Below are 19,468 nucleotides of genomic sequence, written 5' to 3'. Positions count from 1 at the left end.
CGGACGAGGCGGGCGGCCTCCCCAACGCGGCCAGACCTTGATCGCGATAAACGTTCAGCGAAGGGCGACGACGGAAGCCAGGATGACCGGCGCACTATCACGCATTCGTCAGTCAATTTATCGGGTACACCGATGGACGCTCTCGGCTAGCCGATGTCCGGACAGTCACGCTAGACCAAGCTGAATCCTTTCAGCAGGACCAACCCCAGGTTGGTGGTGAGCATCCCGCCCAGGGTGCTGAGCACCACGATGGCCGCCGCCAGCTGGGCATTGCTGCCGGCCGCGCGGGCCATGACGAAACTCGACGCCGCCGTCGGACACCCCAGGTAGAGGAAGAGAATGCCCAGCGCGGGCCCCTGGATGCCCAGGGCCAGGGCGCCCAGCACCCCCAGCAGCGGAATCCAGACGATCTTCCACAGGCTGGCGCCCAGCGCCAGGCGACTGCTCTCGCGCAGCGTCGCCAGGGACAGGCTGGCCCCGATGCACATCAAGGCCAGCGGCAGGGTGAGCCCGGCGAAGTAGCGCGCTGAAGTATCCAGCCAGCGGGGCAGCTGCCACTGGCAATAGGCGAAGGGAATCGCCAGGAGGATGCCGATGATCAGCGGATTGCCGAGGATGCTGCGCAGCAGGGTGCGCCAGTTGGCCTCCAGGTGCGGGCTGTAGAGCGCCAGGACGATGGTCGAGAGCACGTTATAGAAGAGGATGACCATGCCGGCCATGATCCCGCCCACCGACAGGCCGTAGTCGCCGTACTGGGTGGCGGCCAGGGCCAGGCCGACGATGCCGCAGTTGCCACGAAAGGCGCCCTGCACGTACACCCCGCGATCCGCAGGCGGACAGCGCCAGATCGCCCAGCTCCAGGCTGCCAGGAAGCTCGCCACCGTGGCCAGGGCGAAGTAGCCCAGCAGCAGCGGCTGCAGGGCGGCGCCGAGATCGGCCTTGACGATGCCGAGAAACAGCAGCGTCGGCATGGTGGCGCGAAACACCAGGTTGGATGAGGTGTTGATGAAGGCGGTATCGATCCAGCCCAGACGCTTGAGCAGGCCACCGAGCAGGACCAGGGCGAAGACCGGGGCGGTGACGTCGAAGGTCGCCTGGATCAGGGCTAGCACATCGGACATGGAAACGAAGGGATCAAGGAGCGGTTCGCGATGGTAGCAGGCGGGGCGCTACGCCGCTTGCGTCCACCCATCATCGCGAAGTGACATCAATCAATGCTTAGCTTACTATCTACCCGCCCGATTCAGCCGACGCCTCCCGAGCCATCCCACGCTTCGCCCCAGCGCAACCGCGCTGAGTTCCCGCCAGGGAAGCCGGCGACGGGGTGGAACAATAAGACAGACAACAGGTTCAGACGTAGCAGACGACAGATCCGCACGCGGTTCCCCTTTGCGATGTCGTCGGCCGAGTCGAAGTCTCTTTTCACGATTGCATTGCGAGCGCTGCCATGACTGTCACTTCCAACGCGAGACCGGGGGGCCTGCCCGCCAGGTTGCTCGGTATCCTGTTCATCCTCTTGGGCCTGGCCCTGTTGGGGTTGGGCATCAAGCTGGCCACCCTCGGTGGTTCCCTGTACTACCTCGGCGGCGGCGTACTGCTCGCCCTGAGCGGCTACCTGCTGTGCATCCGGCGCGCCAGTGGCGTCTGGGTCTATGCCTTCTTCCTGGTGATGTCCACCGCCTGGGCCGTGCTGGAAGTCCAGTTCGACTGGTGGCAGCTGGTGCCGCGCCTGGCACTCTGGTTCGTCCTTGGCCTGGTGCTATTGATCCCGGTGTTCCGCCGTCCGCTGGACAGCCGTAGCGGCGGCCTGCCGCTGGTCGGCTCCCTGGTGATCGCCGGCGCTGTTGCCCTGATCGCCCAGTTCGTCAACTACAACCGTCTGGACGGCGACCTGGGCCGCGATACCGCCGGCATCGAGAGCGCCGCGCCGACCGCCGCCGACGGTGACTGGCCCTCCTATGGCCGCACCGCCTTCGGTGACCGCTACTCGCCGCTCAAGCAGATCGACGTGAACAACGTGAAGGATCTGCAACCGGCCTGGACCTTCCGCACCGGCGACATCCCCGGGCCGAACGATCCCCAGGAGACCACCGCGGAAAATACCCCGCTCAAGGTCAACGGCAAGCTCTATGTCTGCACGCCGCACAGCCAGGTGATCGCCGTGGACCCCGACAGCGGCAAGGAAATCTGGCGCTTCGATCCCAAGCTGAGCACCCAGCACGCCGACAGCTTCAAGGGCTGGGCGCACATGACCTGCCGCGGCGTGGCCTACCACGACGACGCCACCTACGCCGGTACCACCACCGCCGGCCAGAGCCCGGCCACCGGCAATGCCGTGCCGGTCGAGGAGCAGAGCACCCCGGTTGCCAACAGCTGCCCGCGGCGCCTGTTCCTGCCCACCGCCGACACCCGCCTGATCGCCATCAACGCCGACACCGGCAAGGTGTGCAGCGACTTCGGCGACAACGGCCAGATCGACCTGAGCGCCAACATGGGCAGCTTCACGCCGGGTGGCTACTACTCCACCTCGCCGCCCGCGGTGACCCGCAACCTGGTGATCATCGGCGGCCACGTCACCGACAACGTCTCCACCGACGAGCCGTCCGGCGTGATCCGCGCCTACGACGTGCACAGCGGCAAGCTGGTGTGGAACTGGGACAGCGGCAATCCGGACGCCACCGCGCCCATCGCCGCCGACGGTATCTACACCCGCAACTCGCCCAACATGTGGTCGATGATGGCCGTCGACGAGAAGGTCGGCATGGTCTATCTGCCCATGGGCAACCAGATGCCCGACCAATGGGGCGGTGACCGTACCCCGGCCTCCGAGAAGTACAGCGCCGGCGTGGTCGCCCTCGACATCGCCACCGGCAAGGTGCGCTGGAACTACCAGTTCACCCACCATGACCTCTGGGACATGGACGTGGGCGGCCAGCCGACCCTGGTGGACATCAAGACCGCTGGCGGCGTGAAACCCGCGCTGATGGCCTCGACCAAGCAGGGCAGCATCTATGTGCTGGACCGCACCAACGGTCAGCCCATCTACCCGATCACCGAAACCCCGGTGCCCCAGGGCGCGGTGTCCGGCGACCATACCTCGCCGACCCAGCCGGTCTCCTCGATCAATCTGGCCGCGCCGACCCTCAAGGAAAGCGACATGTGGGGCGGTACGCCCTTCGACCAGGCGCTGTGTCGCATCGCCTTCCGCGAGCACCGCTACGAGGGCATCTACACCCCGCCGTCCACCCAGGGTTCGATCGTCTACCCAGGTAACTTCGGCGTGTTCGACTGGGGTGGTCTTTCGGTCGATCCGGTCCGCCAGATCGCCTTCCTCAACCCCAGCTACATGGCCTTCACCTCCAAGCTGGTGCCGCGTGACGAGATCGCCAACCAGCCGGCGCGCAAGAGCGAGACCGAGGGCATCCAGCCCAACAAGGGCGCGCCCTATGGCGTGATCCTGTCGGCCTTCCTGTCGCCCCTGGGCCTGCCCTGCCAGGCACCCGCCTGGGGCTACGTGGCCGGTCTCGACCTGACCACCGGCAAGCTGGTCTACAAGCACAAGAACGGCACCGTGCGCGACAACTCGCCGGTCCCGCTGCCGCTGCCCATGGGCGTGCCCAGCCTGGGTGGCACCGTCACCACCGCCGGTGGCGTGGCCTTCCTCAGCGGCACCCTGGACCAGTACCTGCGCGCCTATGACGTGAAGAACGGCAAGGAACTGTGGAAAGGCCGCCTGCCGGCCGGTGGCCAGACCACCCCCATGACCTACACCGGCAAGGACGGTCGCCAGTACGTGCTGGTCTATGCCGGCGGCCATGGCTCGCTGGGCACCAAGCAGGGCGACTACGTGATGGCCTTCGCCCTGCCCGAGCAGAAGTAAGGGCGCCCGCGCCCGAGCTCCCCTCTCCTTCGGGAGAGGGTCCGGGGCGAGGATGCTTCGAGCATTTTTGACATCCTGTTGGAATCCCCCTCGCCCCACCCCGAAATCCCGGCCCAGCCGGGATTTTTTTTCGCCTGGGCTTTAGCTCTATTGGCGTTCTGTCTAGATGGAAAGGCGCCAGGGAGTGCTTTTCCCCCTCTCCCTCGGGGAGAGGGCCGGGGTGAGGGCAAACCCAGGCACCGCATCTGCTCTTCCCCCTCTCCCCCTGGGAGAGGGCCGGGGTGAGGGCCAACCCCGCGCCATCACCTTCCCTCGGACTCGGTTAAGCTACCCCCATGCCCACCTCCGCCCCCCTCCACCGCCGCCTGCGCCTGGCCAACGGCCTGGCCGTCGCCCTGCTGCACGATCCCGAGCTACCCCAGGCCGCCGCCCTGGTGCGCATCGGTGCCGGCAGTCACCAGGCGCCGCGGGCCTTTCCAGGGCTGGCGCACTTTCTCGAACACCTGTTCTTTCTCGGCAGCCGCCGCTATCCGGCCGCCGACGGCCTGATGCCCCTAGTGCAGCGCCTCGGCGGCGAACTCAACGCCAGCACCCGCGAGACCACCACCGACTTCTTCTTCGCCGTGGCTCCCGAGCACCTGGGCGCCGGCCTCGCCCGGCTGCTGGACATGCTCGCTGCACCCCTGCTGGCCGCGGACGCCCAGCGCCGCGAGCGCGAGGTGCTGCACGCCGAATTCATCGCCTGGTCACGCAGCGCCGATACCCGCCGCGACCTGGCCCTGGCCATGGGGCTGCCCGCTACCCATCCGGCCGCCGGCTTCCATGCCGGCAACCGTTACAGCCTGCCGCTGCAGAGCCCGACCTTCCAGGCGGCCCTGCGCGACTTCCAGCACCGGCACTACCGGGCGGAGAATGCCCTGCTGGTGCTGGCCGGTCCGCAACCGCTGGACGAACTCGCGGACCTGGCCCGCGAGCACGGCGCCCTACTACCATCCGGCCCGGCGCCCAGCGCCGTAACGCCGCAAGCGCTCCCGGCTACAGGCGAACACTGGCAGATCACAGCTGCCGCGCCCCCGACCCTGGCCCTGCAATTCGCCCTCGACGTTCTGCCACCCGGCAGTTGGGAAGCGGCGGAGCTGCTGGAAATCCTGCTGCTCGGCGACCATCCCGGCGGCCTGCCCGCGACCCTGCGCCAGGCGGGCCAGGCCGAACGACTGGGCCTTGCCTGGCCCTATCGCCAGGCACGCCAGGGCCTGCTCCGGCTGGATCTCGCGCCCGGCCCCCAGGCCAGCCCCAGCCATCTGACCCGCATCCTGTTCGCCTGGCTGGACGCCCTGCGTCAGACGCCGCTCGCCGTGCTGCAGCAAGGCCACGCCGCACGGGTCCAGCGCCAGTGGGCCACCCTGCCCGCCCTGGCGCTGGTAAGGCGCCTGGGTGAACGCCTCTGGCTGGATCGGTCAGGAGACGTCTGGCCACAACCGGCGCTCTCGCCTGCCGCCCAGGCCGCCTGGCCGCGGCTGCTCGCGCAACTGGTCCCGGAGCGTCTCAGCGGTTTCGCCGCCGGCCTGGCCGACTCCTCGCGCACAACAGCTCCCATCGCCACCCCCTTTGCCCTGCCGCCGCCCAATCCGCTGCTCACTGACCCCGTCACGCCGAGCGTCCCGGCGCTGCAGCCCTGGCCGATCAGCCAGGCCCTCGCCCCCCAGCAGCGCGAAGGCCTGCTGTTCCTGCGCTGGCAATGGCCGGGACCGGCACCGGTCGCGCCTCAGGCCCAGGTGCTGGGCGCGCTACCCCGGCTGGCTGCCGAAGCGGGCGTCAACCTGCGCTGGAGCCCACCCGGGGCGCCTTGGGAATTGCGGCTGCAAGGCTGGGCCACGGCGCTGCCGGCGGTGCTGGAGCGGGCGCTCGACAGCCTGGAGGCAGAGCTGGATAACATCAGACCGGCGCCTGTGGTAACGCCCGAACCCATGCTGATCCGCCAGTTGCTCAAGGTCCTGCCCGAGCGAGTGACCGCCGTCACGCCGCTAACAGTGAATGAAGCAAGCCCGCGCTGGCAGGCCCTGGCCTGCGGCCTGCCCAAGGTGGCACAGGCGTCCCTGGCCACCCTCACGCCACCGCCGCAGTTCCAGGCAGGACCACTGGACGAAGCGCCCAACTTCACCGGCCGTCACTGGCAGCAGGAGCCCAGCACCGACGCCCAGCAGGCGCTGCTGCTGTTCTGCCCGCAGCCCAGCGCACAGCCCGCCACCGAAGCCGCCTGGCGGCTCTTGGCGGCGCGTCTGCAAGGACCGCTGTTCCGCCGCCTGCGCAGCGAGCGGCAACTGGGCTATGCGGTGTTTTCCGCCTATCGCCAGCTCGGCGATCACGGCGGCCTGTTGATCGGCGTGCAGTCGCCCCATGCGCGGGCGACGGAGATCCTGACGGAAATCGAGGCCTGCCTGGCGGACAGTCTGTTTGCAGTGCAAGCCGAGCCCGCGATGCTGGCGCAAAACATCCGCCAACTGGAGCGCGACTTCAGCCCTGCCACCACTCAGCGCGCCGCCCTGGCCGAGCGCCTCTGGTGGGGCTTCCAGCGTAGCGGGGCCCTGGACCTCACGCCCCTGCAGCAGGCTCTCGCCGCCCTGGACGAGGAGGCCCTGCAGCAGGCCTGGCAGCAACTCACCGCCACCGACGCCCCGCGCCTCGTCCTGGCCAATGCCGCCGCGCCATCCGGCTGGCTGTCATAGCTTTCAACACTTTCCCGGGAGCGTCGGCCGGCCTTGGCGGTCCATCTGTTGCAGGATCGGTAAGACAGTTATGTCGTGGTCAGCCGACCGATTGGCTATCGGTAAAACCCTTAGCTAAACAACTTTGTTAAACTTGGCGACCGGATCCATCCGGCTTCGCAGTCAAAAGAGGAGACCTCCCATGTGGACCAAGCCTGCCTACACTGACCTGCGCATCGGCTTCGAAGTCACCATGTACTTCGCCAACCGTTGATGCGCCCCACGCCCCGGTCCGCCGGGGCGTACTTTTTCCAGGTTCGACCTTTCCCATGCATATCCAGATTCTCGGCTCCGCCGCTGGCGGTGGCTTTCCCCAGTGGAACTGCAATTGCCCCAATTGCGACGGCTTCCGCAAGGGCACCCTCAGGGCCCAGGCCCGCACCCAGTCCTCCATCGCCCTGTCCGACGACGGGGTGAACTGGATCCTGTGCAACGCCTCGCCCGACATCCGCGCCCAGCTGGCCGGCTTCGCCCCGCTGCAACCGGCGCGAGCTCTGCGTGACACCGGCATCCGCGCCATCGTCCTGCTGGACAGCCAGATCGACCACACCACCGGCCTGCTCAGCCTGCGCGAGGGCTGCCCCCATGAGGTCTGGTGCACCGAGATGGTCCACCAGGACCTGACCAGCGGCTTTCCGCTGTTCAACATGCTCCAGCACTGGAACGGTGGCCTCAACTGGCAGCCCATCGCCCTGAGCGGCAGCTTCACCATTCCGGCCTGTCCGAATCTGGAATTCACTCCCTTCCCGCTGCGCAGCGCCGCGCCGCCCTATTCGCCCCATCGCCACGATCCGCACCCCGGCGACAACCTGGGGCTGCTGGTCCATGACCGGAGTACCGGCGGCAAGCTGTTCTACGCCCCGGGCCTGGGCCAGCCGGACGCCGCCCTGCTGGAGCTGATGGGCCAGGCCGACTGCCTGTTGGTGGACGGCACGCTCTGGACCGACGACGAAATGCAGCGTCGCGGCGTGGGCACCCGCACCGGCACCGAGATGGGCCACCTGCCGCAGAGCGGCCCCGGCGGCATGCTGGAGGTGCTGGCCGGCTTCGAGCGCCAGCGCAAGGTGCTGATCCATATCAACAACACCAATCCGATCCTGGACGAAGACTCCCCCGAACGCGCCGAGGTCGAGCGCCAGGGTGTGGAAGTCGCCTGGGATGGGCTGTCCATCGAGTTGTGACCGCCATGCCCAACGCCCTGACTCCCGCCGAATTCGAAGCCGCCCTGCGCGCCAAGGGTGAGCTCTACCACATCCACCACCCCTATCACGTGGCCATGTACCAGGGTCGCGCCAGTCGCGAGCAGATCCAGGGCTGGGTGGCCAACCGCTTCTACTACCAGGTCAACATCCCGCTCAAGGACGCCGCCATCCTGGCCAACTGCCCGGACCGCGAGATCCGTCGCGAATGGGTGCAGCGCATCCTCGACCATGACGGCGAGCCCGGCAGCGAAGGCGGTATCGAGGCCTGGCTGCGGCTGGCCGAGGCCACCGGCCTGGACCGCGAGCAGGTGCTCTCCCAGGAGCTGGTGCTGCCCGGGGTGCGCTTCGCGGTGGACGCCTACGTCAACTTCGCCCGCCGCGCCTCCTGGCAGGAAGCCGCCAGCAGCTCCCTGACCGAGCTGTTCGCCCCGCAGATCCACCAGTCGCGCCTGGACGCCTGGCCGCAGCACTACCCCTGGATCGATCCGGCCGGCTACGAGTACTTCCGCACCCGCCTGGGCCAGGCGCGCCGTGATGTCGAGCACGGCCTGCAGATCACTCTGCAGCACTACACCACCTGGGAATCCCAGCAGCGCATGCTGGAGATCCTGCAGTTCAAGCTGGACATCCTCTGGACCATGCTCGACGCCATGAGCATGGCCTACGAACTGCAGCGCCCGCCCTATCACAGCGTCACCGCCGAGCGTCGCTGGCATCGAGGAATCGACCTATGAGCTTCGACCGCACCCAGGTGCCGCGCTGGCGCCCCGGCTACCGCTTCCAGTTCGAGCCGGCGCAGAACGGCCATGTGCTGCTCTATCCCGAGGGCATGATCAAGCTCAACGAGAGCGCCGCCGCCATCGGCGAGCTGATCGACGGCCAGCGTGACGTGGCCGCCATCATCACCGCCCTCGACGAGCGCTTCCCCGGCGTGCCCGAGCTGGGCGACGACGTGGAGCAATTCATGGAGGTTGCCCGTGCAGAGCACTGGCTCTTGCTCGGCTGATACGCCGCTGCCTGGCGTACCCATGCAGTTGCCGCAGCCGCCTACCGTTGCAGCGCCCAGTGTCGGCCTGCCGCTGTGGCTGTTGGCCGAGGTCACCTATCGCTGCCCGCTGCAGTGCCCCTATTGCTCCAATCCGCTGGACTTCGCCGCCCAGGGTCGCGAGTTGACCACCGAGCAGTGGTTCAAGGTCATGGCCGAGGCGCGGGAGATGGGCGCCGCCCAGATCGGCTTTTCCGGGGGCGAACCCCTGGTGCGCCAGGATCTCGCCGAACTGATCCGCGAGGCGCGCCGGCTGGGCTACTACACCAACCTCATCACCTCCGGCATTGGCCTCACCGAGGCGCGCATCGCCGAGTTCCAGCAGGCCGGCCTGGACCATATCCAGATCAGCTTCCAGGCCAGCGATGCCCAGGTGAATGACCTGCTGGCCGGTTCGAAGAAGGCCTTCGCCCAGAAGCTGGCCATGGCCAAGGCGGTGAAAGCCCATGGCTATCCCATGGTGCTCAACTTCGTCACCCACCGGCACAACATCGAGCGCATCGACCAGATCATCGACCTCTGCCTGGCCCTGGAAGCCGACTTCGTCGAACTCGCCACCTGCCAGTTCTACGGCTGGGCCGAACGCAATCGCGCCGGCCTGTTGCCGACCAAGACCCAGCTGGAGCGCGCCGAGCGCATCACCAACGAATACCGTGCCCGGCTCAAGGCCGAGAACCATCCCTGCAAGCTGATCTTCGTCACCCCGGACTACTACGAAGAGCGCCCCAAGGCCTGTATGGACGGCTGGGGCAAGTTGTTCCTGACCATCACGCCGGACGGCACCGCCCTGCCCTGCCACGGCGCCCGGCAGATGCCCGTCGCCTTCCCCAACGTGAAGGAGCAGGACCTCAGGCACATCTGGTACGACTCCTTCGGCTTCAACCTCTACCGCGGTTACGACTGGATGCCCGAGCCCTGCCGCTCCTGCGACGAGAAGGAAAAGGACTATGGCGGCTGCCGCTGCCAGGCCTTCATGCTCACCGGCGATGCGCGCAATGCCGATCCGGTCTGCGCCAAGTCCCCGCACCACGACCTCATCCTCGCCGCCCGCGCCGAAGCCGAGACCACCACCCTGGGCATCGAGGACCTGCAATTCCGTAACGCCCGCAACTCGCGGTTGATCGCCAAGGCCTGAAACCACAGCCAAGGAGCCATAAGCGACGTTGCGGTCGTAACCCGCGTGCCAGAAGGCGCCGCGAGGTACGTCGATGTCGTCGACGGCACCTGCGGTTCACCGTTGCCGTTGCAGTCTTGCAGCGGGACTCACCACCCACGGCTCCGAGGCATTTGCCTCCCGGCCGGGCAGTGACCATACTGCCCGGCCGGACCTTTTCCCCTGCCGCCATGTCCTCGATTCGCCCACTCCGCCCCGCCGATCTCCCCGCCGTCCTTGCCATCCAGGCCGCCAACTACCCCGCCGACTTGCTCGAAGACCACGCCTTCTACGCCAATCGCCTGGCCCTGGCGCCCGAGCACTGCTGGGCGGCGACCGACCCCCAGGACCGGCTGCAAGGCTATCTGATCGGCTATCCCTGGGACGACGGCCTGCCACCGGTCCTCGGCGCCCGCCTGGAGCAGTTGCCGGGCGAGGCCTCGACCTGGTTCCTCCACGACTGCGCCGTGCACCCCGACGCCCAGGGCCAGGGCGTGGCCGGGCGGCTCTATCGCCACGCCAAGGGCCAGGCCCGGCGCGCCCGCCTGCGCCAGGGTCGGCTGGTGTCGCTGTCCAACGCCATCGGCTACTGGCAGCGTCACCAATACCGCCCGGTCCCCGCCGATGCGGCGCTCACCGCCAAGCTGGCCGGCTATGGCGTCGGCGCCTGCCTGATGCAACTCAGCCTCGACGCCCCGACCGACGCGCACTCGTAAAACTTGCAAATCTAAATGCAAGTATTTCGCTTTTCGCATTAACATAGCCGCGCCCTGGAGGTCTTCTCCTGCCCGGCGCTCTGGCGCCGGCGTTTCGATCGCCGATACAAGGAATCCCCGATGAACTTCGCTCTAGCGTCCGCGGCCAAGGGCCGGCGTGCCTTTTCCCTTACCCTGCTCGCCGGCGTGCTGGCGTTGGGCGTGCAGACCGCCCAGGCGCGTTCCAGCTTCGACGCTCCCGATCCGGACTACCGTGGTGAGATCAAGGCCAGCCCCGTCGCCGGCACCGCCATCCTGGCGGGCAGCGAGGTGACGCTGGAAGGCCGCGGCTTCAAGCCCGGTCAGCAGATCACCCTGTCCCGCGGCGGCGTGGCGCTCAACCCCGACGCCGCCTACGTGGCCGACGCCCAGGGCAACTTCAAGGCGACCATCCGCGTCCCCGAAGACGCCGCTCCCGGCCAGCACCCCATCGTGGTCAACACCGCCCAGCCCTCGGGCGCCGCGGTCTTCCCGCTCAAGGTCTCGCCGGTGGTGCCGCTGTCCGGCGCCGACGCCTACAGCCTCACCGCGGTCAAACTGGTCCCCGGCCTCTACCAGGTGGACATCAGCGCCAAGACCGGCGCCCTCTTCGTCACCTCCGCCGTGGGCCGTCCGCCGGTCAAGGTCTCGCAGTTGCTCAAGCTCGATCCCAAGGACCTGTCCATCGAACGCCAGGTGACCCCGGCCGCCGCGCCTGGGCAAGACGCCGGGGTCTATGCCGTCTACGGTGTCGGCGTGGACGACCGCAACGGCACCGTCTGGACCACCAACACCCGGCAGAACACCGTGGCGGTCTATCGCCAGAGCGACCTGGGCCTGGTCAAGCAATTCGAACCCGGCCTCGTCGCCCATGCCCACACCGTGGTGGTCGACGAGAAACTCGACCGCGCCTTCGCCTCGGCGGCCATGACCCCGGACATCGTCAGCTTCGACGCCAAGACCCCGGCCGTGCGCAAGCACATCACCATCGAGTCCGGCGTGCGCGGCGAACAGTTCGCCGTGGTCGGCATGCACCTGGACCCGGCGGTGCACAAGCTCTACGCGGTCAGCATGAAGACCAACGAAGCCGCGGTGATCGACGCCAAGACCGAAAAGGTCGAGAAGGTCTTCCCGATCCAGGGCGCCAAGACCCCCATGAACGTGGCCCACGATCCGCAAACCGACCGTCTGTTCATCGCCGCCCAGGGCAGCGACAACCTGCTGATCGTCGACGCCAAGACCGGCCAGACCCTGCACAACGTCACCACCGGCGCCGGGGCCCTGAGCGTGGTCTTCGACCCGGTCAAGCGCCTGGCCTATGTCACCAACCGCGGCGCCGGCACCCTGACGGTGGTCGACCCGGACGGCACCATCAAGGCCAACCTGGAGCTGGGCACCTTCCCCAACCATGCGGTGGTGGACAGCAAGGGCGTGGTCTACGCGGTGAACAAGGCCAAGGGGCAGGATGATGCCGAGGGGGATCGGATTACGCGGGTGATGGCTAAGTAACCAGCTCCGGGCTGGTGGCCGCTTGCGTAGGAGCGGTCCATGACCGCGATAAGGCGTGAATTCAGGCTTGCCTTGGCAGTTAGCGAAGCCTGACAAGACAGAGCTGATACGGGTGCCGGTTTCGTAGGTTGGGCCGAGCGGAGCGAAGCCCAACACCGCTGAGTTTGGCCGGGATGGCTTGGTTTACCGGTGTCCTAGCTGTTTATCGTGGTCTGCTTGTGGCTCTTGTTTCGCCCACCCGGGCGAGTCACTTTTGCCAATCGCGGCAAAAGTAACCAAAAACGCTTGCCCCACCATCCGGCCCTACGCTGCGCTTCGGGTCCGCTCACACCAGCGCCGTTCCGGGGTCGGTCCAGATGGGCCATCCATGGCCCACTGGACCTCTCGCCGCATCCATGCGCCTCGACCCTCTCCACGACCCCGGCGTTCGCCCTCCTGAACGGGGCGATTCGCCAGCCTGAAAGTTTTGGTTGAATAGCCAAAAAAGCCCGTAGCCCGTAGCCCGTAGCCCGTAGCCCGTAGCCCGTAGCCCGTAGCCCGTAGCCCGTAGCCCGTAGCCCGTAGCCCGTAGCCCGTAGCCCGTAGCGTGGACAACGGCGAAGCCTTGTCCGCTGATGGTTTCGGTGCCCACCTGTGGAAAACGCTGTGCGGTTTTCCACGCTACGAATCGCGCTGGCTTCCCTGCAAGCGCTCCCAAAATTTCAGGCTGGCGTCCCGTCCCCGTCAGTGAGGCCGAGTGTAGGTGTTGCGGAGGGGGGATGCGAGGCAGGACGCCGAGCAAGGCGCGAGGGGCAGGAGGCCCCTTCGTGCCTTGCCCCCGGAGCGGCACCGGAACGAGGGGACCCGGAGCGAAGCGGAGGGCCGAAACGTGGGGACAGCGTTTTTGCTTACTTTTTTCGCGACTGAAAAAAGTGAGTCGCCCGGGTGGGCGAAACAAGAGCCACAAGCAGACCGCGATAAATAGCTAGGGCACCTATAACCCTAACCGTAATCCGTTGGGCTTCGCTTCGCTCACCCCAACCTACAACGCCCACCAGATCACTCCAGCGGGCGCCATTCAAGGGGGCAACAGAGGGGGGAAAACTCACCCCTCCAACGACTCCACCCCCAACTCATCCCACACCGCCTCCGCCAGATGGAAGGTGGCATTGGCCGCCGGGATGCCGCAGTAGATGGCACTCTGCATGATCAACTCCTTGATCTCCTCCCGCGTCACCCCGTTGCTACGGGCCGCGCGCAGGTGCAGGCGCAGTTCACCCTCGCGGTTCATGCCGATGAGCATGGCGATGGTGATCAGGCTACGGGTGTGCCGCGGCAGACCGGGGCGGGTCCAGATGTCGCCCCAGGCGTGGCGGGTGATCATCTCCTGGAATTCTTCGTTGAAGGGCGTCAGCTTTTCCAGGCTGCGGTCGACGTGGGCATCGCCCAGCACCGCGCGGCGGACCTGCATGCCGGCTGCGTAACGTTCTCTTTCGTCCAAGATCGACTCCTTTAGGCGCTGAGGAAGGCCAGCACGCGTTGGGTGAAGGCAGCGCCCATCTGCACGTTGGACAGGTGGGCGGCGGGGAACTCGACGTACTCGGCGACGGGGATGCGTTCCTGCAGGAAGCGTCCGTCGGCCGGGGTGGTCACGGCGTCATGGGTGCCGGCGACGATCAGCGTCGGCGCCTGGATGGCGTCCAGCACCTCGCGGAAGTCGGCATCGCGCACCGCCGCGCAGTTGGCCGCGTAGCCCTGGGGCGAGGTGCTGGCGAGCATGGCGACGATACGGTCGACTTTCGCCGGCTCGGCGCTGGCGAAGTCGGGGGTAAACCAGCGGCCGATGGAGGCGTCACGTAGGTCGCGCATGGCCTGCTCGCCGCCGGCTTCCACGGTCTGGATGCGGGTATTCCACACCTCGGGGGTGCCGATCTTGGCGCCGGTGTTGCACAGGACCAGGCGGGTGACCCGCTCGGGCGCGTTGATGCCCAGCCACTGGCCGATGGAACCGCCCATGGACAGCCCGCAGAAGGCGAAGCGATCGATGCCCAGGGCATCGGCCAGGGCCAGGACGTCGCGGCCGTTCTGGTCCATGCGATAGGGGCCGGGCGTCACCAGGGACGCGCCGTGACCGCGGGTGTCGTAGCGCAGCAGGCGGAAGCTCTCGCTGAAGGCCGCGGCCTGGTCATCCCACATGGCCAGGTTGGTGCCCAGGGAGTTGGACAGGATCAGCACCGGAGCGCCCTCGGGGCCCTCCAGCCGGTAGTTCAGGTCGCCATCGGCGAGACGTACGCTGGGCATCAGGCAGTCCTCTTGTTTAGGAGTGGGCAAGCAGAGAGCGGTGTTCGGCCAGGGCGCGGGCCACCCAGGCCCGGGCCTGGCCCTGGTAATGGGCGGGGTCCAGCAAGCGATCCAGCTCGGCGCTGGAGAGCTCGGCGGTTACCTCGGGGGTATCGCCGAGGACCTGGCGCAGGTGGCGACCCTCCTGGACGGCGCGCTTGCAGCTCTGCTCCACCAGGTGATGGGCGGCCTCGCGGCCCAGGCGGCCGGCCAGGGCGATGCTCACCGCCTCGGCCAGCACCAGGCCGTGGGTGAGCTCCAGGTTGGCCTGCATGCGTGCGGCGTCCACTTCCAGGCCGGCGACGATGGCCTGGGCCTGTTGCAGGGCGCCGGAGACCAGGCAGAACAGTTCCGGCAGGGTTTCCCACTCGGCGTGCCAGAGGCCGAGGCTGCGCTCGTGCTCCTGGGGCATGGCGGAAAACAGGGTGCTGACCAGTCCCGGCGCGCGGGTGGCGGCGGCGATGAGCACGGCCGCGCCGACCGGATTGCGTTTGTGGGGCATGGTGGAGGAACCACCCTTGCCCGGCGCCGAAGGCTCGAAGACCTCGGCGGCTTCGGTCTGCATCAGCAGCGAGAGATCCCGCCCCAGCTTGCCCAGGCTGCCGGCCACCAGGCCGAGCCAGGCGCCGACTTCGACGAGACGATCACGCTGGGTGTGCCAGGGTTGCTCCGGCAGACTCAGTTCCAGCTCGCCAGCCAGGGCCTCGGCTACCGGCAGGGCCTGCTCGCCCAGGGCGGCCAGGCTGCCCGAGGCACCGCCGAATTGCAGCACCAGCACCCTTGGTCGCAGTTCGGCCAGGCGTTGGCGCTGCCGGGTGATGGCGCCCAGCACCCCGGCCAGTTTCATGCCCAGGGTCACCGGCGTTGCGTGTTGCAGCCAGGTACGGCCGGCTAACACGGTGCCGGCATGGCGCTCGGCCTGGGTAGCGAGGGCCTCGGCCAGTTGTGCCAGGTCGGCGTCCAAGAGGTCCAGTGCCTGGCGAATCTGCAGCACCAGCCCGCTGTCCATGGCGTCCTGGCTGGTGGCGCCGCGATGCACGTGGCGCTCGGCTTCGGGATCCGCGGCGGCGATCTGCCGACCCAGGGCCTTGACCAGGGGAATGGCCGAGTTGCCGGCACTGACCACGGCGCGAGCCAGCTCGGCCGCGTCATACAGCTCCGCCCGGCAGGCGGCGGCGATGGGCGCCACCGCCGCCTGCGGGATCACCCCCACCGCGGCCTCGGCACGGGCCAGGGCCGCCTCGAAGTCCAGCATGCCCTGCAGTCGGCCCCGGTCGCAGAACACCTCACGCATGGCAGCGTTGGTGAAATAGGCGTCGAACAGCAGGTTGGACATGGGGACTCCTCGGACTTAGTGGTCGTGGTGCAGATAGGCGGCTTGCCGCGGCAGCCGCAGGCTGACCAGGAAGGCCACCGCCAGCATCACCGAGACATAGATATAGAAGACTTCCTCGTGCCCCTGGGTCTTGAAGCTCAGGGCGACGAATTCCGCTGAACCGCCAAAGAGCGCGTTGGCCACCGCATAGGACAGGCCCACGCCCAGGGCGCGCACCTCGGGCGGGAACATCTCCGCCTTCACCAGGCCGCTGATGGAGGTGTAGAGGCTGATGATGGCCATGGCCAGGCAGATCAGCAGGAAGGCCACGAAGGGACTCTGGACGCTGGCCAGGGCGGTAAGGATGGGCCAGGTGCAGACCGCGCCCAGACCGCCGAACAGCAGCATGGAGGCACGGCGGCCGATGCGATCGGAGAGCATGCCGAACAGTGGCTGCATCAGCATGAACACCAGCAGGGCGCAGGTCATCACGCCACTGGCGGTCTTGGCATCCATACCGCTGGTGTTGACCAGGTACTTCTGCATGTAGGTGGTGAAGGTATAGAAGATCAGCGAGCCGCCGGCGGTGTAGCCGAGCACCGTGAAGAAGGCCGCCTTGTGGTGCTTGAACAGGCCACCCAGGGTGCCGGCCTCCTTGTTGGCGCGGCTCTCGGCGGTGGTGGTCTCTTCCAGCGAACGGCGCAGGAACAGCGAGATCACCGCGGCAACGGCGCCGACCAGGAAGGGAATCCGCCAGCCCCAGGCGCGCAGGTCGGCGTCGCTCAAGACCTGTTGCAGGATCACCACCACCAGCACCGCCAGCAACTGGCCGCCGATCAGGGTGACGTATTGGAAGGAGGCGAAGAAGCCACGCTGGCCGCGCAGCGCCACCTCGCTCATGTAGGTAGCGGTGGTGCCGTATTCACCGCCCACCGAGATGCCTTGCAGCAGTCGCGCGAGCAGCAACAGGGCCGGCGCCGCGACGCCGATGCTGGCATAGGTGGGCAGGCAGGCGATGGCCAGGGAACCGGCGCCCATCATCAGGATGGAGATGACCATGGAGGTGCGCCGACCGTACTTGTCGGCGATGCGACCGAAGATCCAACCACCGATGGGCCGCATGAGAAAGCCCGCGGCGAACACCCCGGCGGTGTTGAGCAACTGCACGGTGGGGTCGCTCTTGGGGAAGAAGGCGGCGGCGAAGTAGATGGAGCAGAAGGCGTAGACGTAGAAGTCGAACCACTCGACCAGGTTGCCGGAGGAGGCACCGACGATGGCGAAGATGCGCTTCTTGCGCTCCTCGAAGCTGTAATGTGGCTGCGTGCTCATGGGAATCCTTAGTTATAGGTATGGATGGACGGGAGACAGACTACCGCCATTCGGACTCTGGGAGACACACGCGGTTACAGGGGTTGTGGGCATGGAGTGGATGAGATTTGGGTGGTTTGCTCGACGCTCGGCCCCGAGAATCGCGGCCATGGGCCGCTCCTACAGGGTCATGCTTTTGTAGGAGCGGCCCATGGCCGCGATGGCCCGAGCGATAAAGCTTTAGATCCCGTCCACCCGCTCCACCGCCAACGCCAACCCCTGGCCAACACCCACGCACATGGTGGCGAGACCCAGGCGGCCGCCGGTCTTCTGCAGGTGGTGCACCGCGGTGAGCACCAGGCGGTTGCCGCTCATGCCCAGGGGATGGCCCAGGGCGATGGCACCGCCGTTGGGATTGACCTTGGGACTGTCGTCGGCCACGCCCAGCTCGCGCAGTACCGCCAGCCCCTGGGCGGCGAAGGCTTCGTTGAGTTCGATGACGTCGAAGGCGTCGATGGATAGGTCCAGTTGCCCCAGCAGCTTGCGCACCGCCGGCGTCGGGCCGACGCCCATGATGCGCGGCGCTACCCCGCCGCTGGCCATGCCCAGTACCTTGGCGCGCGGCCTGAGGCCGTGCTTCTTCACGGCTTCCGCCGAGGCCAGGATGATCGCCGAGGCGCCATCGTTGAGCCCCGAGGCGTTGCCAGCGGTGACGGTCTTATCCGGGCCGTTGACCGGCTTGAGCTTGGCCAGGCCGTCAGCGGTGGTATCCGGGCGGGGATGCTCGTCGCGCTCCACCACCACGTCGCCCTTCTTGCCCTTGATGGTTACCGGGACGATTTCCTCGGCGTAGTAACCGGACTCCTGGGCCGCGGCGGCGCGTTGCTGGCTGCGCAGGCCGAAGGCGTCCTGGTCGGCGCGGCTGACGCCATAGTCGGCGGCGACGTTATCGCCGGTGACCGGCATGCTGTCGACGCCATAGGCTTCCTTCAGCGCCGGATTGACGAAGCGCCAGCCCAGGGTGGTGTCTTCCAGCTTCTGGCCGCGCCCGAAGGCGCTGTCGGCCTTGCCCATGACATAGGGCGCGCGGGTCATGGACTCCACCCCGGCGGCGATCACCAGGTCCATCTCGCCCAGGGCGATGGCGCGGTAGGCCTGGCCCACCGCCTCCATGCCCGAGGCGCAGAGACGATTCAGCGTCACGCCCGGTACGGTTTCCGGTAATCCCGACAGCAGCACCGCCATGCGCGCCACGTTGCGATTGTCTTCGCCGGCCTGGTTGGCGCAGCCCATGAACACCTCGTCCACGGCGAACCAGTCCACCTGCGGGTTACGCTCCTGCAATGCCTTGAGCGGGATGGCCGCCAGATCGTCGGCGCGCACGGCGGACAGTCCGCCGTTGAGCCGGCCGATGGGCGTGCGGACGGCGTCGCAGATATAGACGGCGCGACTCATTCCTCACCTCCCTTCTGGCCGCCATGAGCGGCAGCAGTACGCGCCTGCAGATCGCGCAGGGCGTCGAGTTCGGTGGCGGTGGGCGCCTCGGTGGTGGCGACCTGGTCGGCGAAGCGGATGGCCCAGCCGGTAGCAGCCACCACCTGCTCGCGAGTCACCCCGGGATGCAGGGCGGTCACCACGAATTCGTGGGTGCCGGCTTCCGGCTCCATGATGCAGAGGTCGGTGATGATGGCGGTCGGGCCCTTGCCCGGCAGGCCCAGCTGCTGGCGATGATCGCCACCCTCGCCGTAACCCACCGAGGTGATGAAGGCCAGCTTGTCGACGAAGCTGCGGTGCGACTGCTTGAGGATGATCAGCACCTCCTTGGCCGAGCCGGCGATCTCCGGCGCGCCGCCAGCGCCCGGCAGGCGGACCTTGGGCTGGTTGTAGTCACCGATCACCGTGGTGTTGATGTTGCCGAAGCGGTCGACCTGGGCGGCACCCAGGAAGCCGACGTCGATGCGCCCGCCCTGCAGCCAGTAGCGGAAGATCTCGCCGGTGGGCACCACGGTGTCGGCGGTCTCGGCCAGTTCGCCGTCGCCGATGGACAGCGGCAGCACCGTGGGCTTGGCGCCGATGGGGCCGGATTCGTAGATCAGCACCACGTCCGGCGCATGGGTCAGGCGCGCCAGATTCGCCGCGGTGGACGGCAGGCCGATGCCGACGAAGCAGACGCTGCCATTGCCGAGGCGGCGCGCGGCGGCCACGGTCATCATTTCATTGGTGGTGAAGTCGCTCATG

General features: G+C 67.6%; 16 protein-coding genes. 9 read left to right on the top strand and 7 right to left on the bottom strand.

The features are described 5' to 3' along the window. Positions 1 to 170: 170 nt before the first annotated feature. Positions 171 to 1,121: an AEC family transporter gene (locus QZ471_RS17505; RefSeq protein WP_295466129.1), complete on the bottom strand. Its 951-nt coding sequence runs from the start codon at positions 1,119 to 1,121 to the stop codon at positions 171 to 173. A gap of 326 nt (positions 1,122 to 1,447) precedes the next feature. Here QZ471_RS17505 and QZ471_RS17500 point away from each other — a divergent pair, with 326 nt between their 5' ends. The 9 genes from QZ471_RS17500 (at position 1,448) to QZ471_RS17460 (ending at position 12,288) form a co-directional block, all read left to right on the top strand. Beyond that, the gene (locus QZ471_RS17500; protein WP_295466127.1) at positions 1,448 to 3,880 is read left to right on the top strand and encodes a glucose/quinate/shikimate family membrane-bound PQQ-dependent dehydrogenase; all 2,433 of its coding nucleotides are present in this window, start codon (positions 1,448 to 1,450) and stop codon (positions 3,878 to 3,880) included. 335 nt (positions 3,881 to 4,215) lie between these two features. Then, positions 4,216 to 6,606: a pyrroloquinoline quinone biosynthesis protein PqqF gene (gene pqqF, locus QZ471_RS17495; RefSeq protein ID WP_295466125.1), complete on the top strand. Its 2,391-nt coding sequence runs from the start codon at positions 4,216 to 4,218 to the stop codon at positions 6,604 to 6,606. Between the two features lie 181 nt (positions 6,607 to 6,787). Next, positions 6,788 to 6,859, top strand: a complete 72-nt coding sequence (pqqA, locus tag QZ471_RS17490; RefSeq protein WP_003243383.1) for a pyrroloquinoline quinone precursor peptide PqqA — start codon at positions 6,788 to 6,790, stop codon at positions 6,857 to 6,859. Positions 6,860 to 6,914: 55 nt separating this feature from the next. Then, positions 6,915 to 7,826 (top strand): pyrroloquinoline quinone biosynthesis protein PqqB, encoded by a 912-nt coding sequence (gene pqqB / locus QZ471_RS17485; RefSeq protein WP_295466123.1) that lies wholly within the window; start codon positions 6,915 to 6,917, stop codon positions 7,824 to 7,826. A 5-nt stretch (positions 7,827 to 7,831) separates the two neighbouring features. After that, a complete protein-coding gene (gene pqqC / locus QZ471_RS17480; RefSeq protein ID WP_295466121.1) occupies positions 7,832 to 8,581 on the top strand; it encodes a pyrroloquinoline-quinone synthase PqqC in 750 nt (249 codons plus the stop codon). Then, complete coding sequence (gene pqqD, locus QZ471_RS17475) at positions 8,578 to 8,853, top strand: pyrroloquinoline quinone biosynthesis peptide chaperone PqqD (protein WP_295466119.1); 276 nt, start codon at positions 8,578 to 8,580, stop codon at positions 8,851 to 8,853. The genes pqqC and pqqD overlap by 4 nt, the downstream gene beginning before the upstream one ends. A gap of 22 nt (positions 8,854 to 8,875) precedes the next feature. Beyond that, complete coding sequence (gene pqqE, locus QZ471_RS17470; protein WP_295466117.1) at positions 8,876 to 10,027, top strand: pyrroloquinoline quinone biosynthesis protein PqqE; 1,152 nt, start codon at positions 8,876 to 8,878, stop codon at positions 10,025 to 10,027. Positions 10,028 to 10,236: 209 nt separating this feature from the next. Continuing rightward, positions 10,237 to 10,761 carry a GNAT family N-acetyltransferase gene (locus QZ471_RS17465; RefSeq protein ID WP_295466115.1) on the top strand — a complete coding sequence of 175 codons (525 nt, stop codon included), beginning with the start codon at positions 10,237 to 10,239 and terminating at the stop codon, positions 10,759 to 10,761. Positions 10,762 to 10,881: 120 nt separating this feature from the next. Beyond that, on the top strand, positions 10,882 to 12,288 hold the full coding sequence (locus QZ471_RS17460; protein ID WP_295466113.1) for an ATP-binding protein: 1,407 nt from the start codon (positions 10,882 to 10,884) through the stop codon (positions 12,286 to 12,288). 1,084 nt (positions 12,289 to 13,372) lie between these two features. On the opposite strand, the gene pcaC is transcribed toward QZ471_RS17460, so the two are convergent. From pcaC to QZ471_RS17430, 6 genes are all read right to left on the bottom strand, one after another. Continuing rightward, complete coding sequence (gene pcaC / locus QZ471_RS17455; RefSeq protein WP_295466111.1) at positions 13,373 to 13,768, bottom strand: 4-carboxymuconolactone decarboxylase; 396 nt, start codon at positions 13,766 to 13,768, stop codon at positions 13,373 to 13,375. A gap of 11 nt (positions 13,769 to 13,779) precedes the next feature. Further along, positions 13,780 to 14,568 (bottom strand): 3-oxoadipate enol-lactonase, encoded by a 789-nt coding sequence (pcaD, locus tag QZ471_RS17450; RefSeq protein WP_295466109.1) that lies wholly within the window; start codon positions 14,566 to 14,568, stop codon positions 13,780 to 13,782. A gap of 16 nt (positions 14,569 to 14,584) precedes the next feature. Then, positions 14,585 to 15,943 (bottom strand): 3-carboxy-cis,cis-muconate cycloisomerase, encoded by a 1,359-nt coding sequence (locus tag QZ471_RS17445; protein WP_295466107.1) that lies wholly within the window; start codon positions 15,941 to 15,943, stop codon positions 14,585 to 14,587. A gap of 15 nt (positions 15,944 to 15,958) precedes the next feature. After that, positions 15,959 to 17,251, bottom strand: coding sequence for an MFS family transporter (locus QZ471_RS17440; RefSeq protein ID WP_295466105.1), 1,293 nt, complete (start codon positions 17,249 to 17,251; stop codon positions 15,959 to 15,961). A 219-nt stretch (positions 17,252 to 17,470) separates the two neighbouring features. Next, complete coding sequence (gene pcaF / locus QZ471_RS17435; RefSeq protein ID WP_295466103.1) at positions 17,471 to 18,685, bottom strand: 3-oxoadipyl-CoA thiolase; 1,215 nt, start codon at positions 18,683 to 18,685, stop codon at positions 17,471 to 17,473. Then, entirely contained in the window at positions 18,682 to 19,467 is a 786-nt protein-coding gene (locus QZ471_RS17430) for a CoA-transferase subunit beta (RefSeq protein ID WP_058784257.1), read from the bottom strand. The genes pcaF and QZ471_RS17430 overlap by 4 nt, the downstream gene beginning before the upstream one ends. Between the last annotated feature and the right edge of the window lies 1 nt (position 19,468).

Origin of the sequence: uncultured Pseudomonas sp. (assembly GCF_913774235.1) — a bacterium.
In the GTDB taxonomy this organism is placed as follows: domain Bacteria; phylum Pseudomonadota; class Gammaproteobacteria; order Pseudomonadales; family Pseudomonadaceae; genus Chryseomonas.
This window is presented reverse-complemented; position numbering and strand designations above follow the sequence as displayed.

Excerpts from the sequence above, each read along its gene's own strand:
- pqqB (WP_295466123.1), top strand. The coding sequence starts at position 6,915 with ATGCATATCCAGATTCTCGGCTCCGCCGCTGGCGGTGGCTTTCCCCAG.
- pqqF (WP_295466125.1), top strand. The coding sequence starts at position 4,216 with ATGCCCACCTCCGCCCCCCTCCACCGCCGCCTGCGCCTGGCCAACGGC.
- QZ471_RS17430 (WP_058784257.1), bottom strand. The coding sequence starts at position 19,467 with ATGAGCGACTTCACCACCAATGAAATGATGACCGTGGCCGCCGCGCGC.
- pcaF (WP_295466103.1), bottom strand. The coding sequence starts at position 18,685 with ATGAGTCGCGCCGTCTATATCTGCGACGCCGTCCGCACGCCCATCGGC.
- QZ471_RS17440 (WP_295466105.1), bottom strand. The coding sequence starts at position 17,251 with ATGAGCACGCAGCCACATTACAGCTTCGAGGAGCGCAAGAAGCGCATC.
- pqqD (WP_295466119.1), top strand. The coding sequence starts at position 8,578 with ATGAGCTTCGACCGCACCCAGGTGCCGCGCTGGCGCCCCGGCTACCGC.
- QZ471_RS17465 (WP_295466115.1), top strand. The coding sequence starts at position 10,237 with ATGTCCTCGATTCGCCCACTCCGCCCCGCCGATCTCCCCGCCGTCCTT.
- QZ471_RS17460 (WP_295466113.1), top strand. The coding sequence starts at position 10,882 with ATGAACTTCGCTCTAGCGTCCGCGGCCAAGGGCCGGCGTGCCTTTTCC.
- pqqC (WP_295466121.1), top strand. The coding sequence starts at position 7,832 with ATGCCCAACGCCCTGACTCCCGCCGAATTCGAAGCCGCCCTGCGCGCC.
- QZ471_RS17445 (WP_295466107.1), bottom strand. The coding sequence starts at position 15,943 with ATGTCCAACCTGCTGTTCGACGCCTATTTCACCAACGCTGCCATGCGT.
- pcaD (WP_295466109.1), bottom strand. The coding sequence starts at position 14,568 with ATGCCCAGCGTACGTCTCGCCGATGGCGACCTGAACTACCGGCTGGAG.
- pqqE (WP_295466117.1), top strand. The coding sequence starts at position 8,876 with ATGCAGTTGCCGCAGCCGCCTACCGTTGCAGCGCCCAGTGTCGGCCTG.
- QZ471_RS17505 (WP_295466129.1), bottom strand. The coding sequence starts at position 1,121 with ATGTCCGATGTGCTAGCCCTGATCCAGGCGACCTTCGACGTCACCGCC.
- QZ471_RS17500 (WP_295466127.1), top strand. The coding sequence starts at position 1,448 with ATGACTGTCACTTCCAACGCGAGACCGGGGGGCCTGCCCGCCAGGTTG.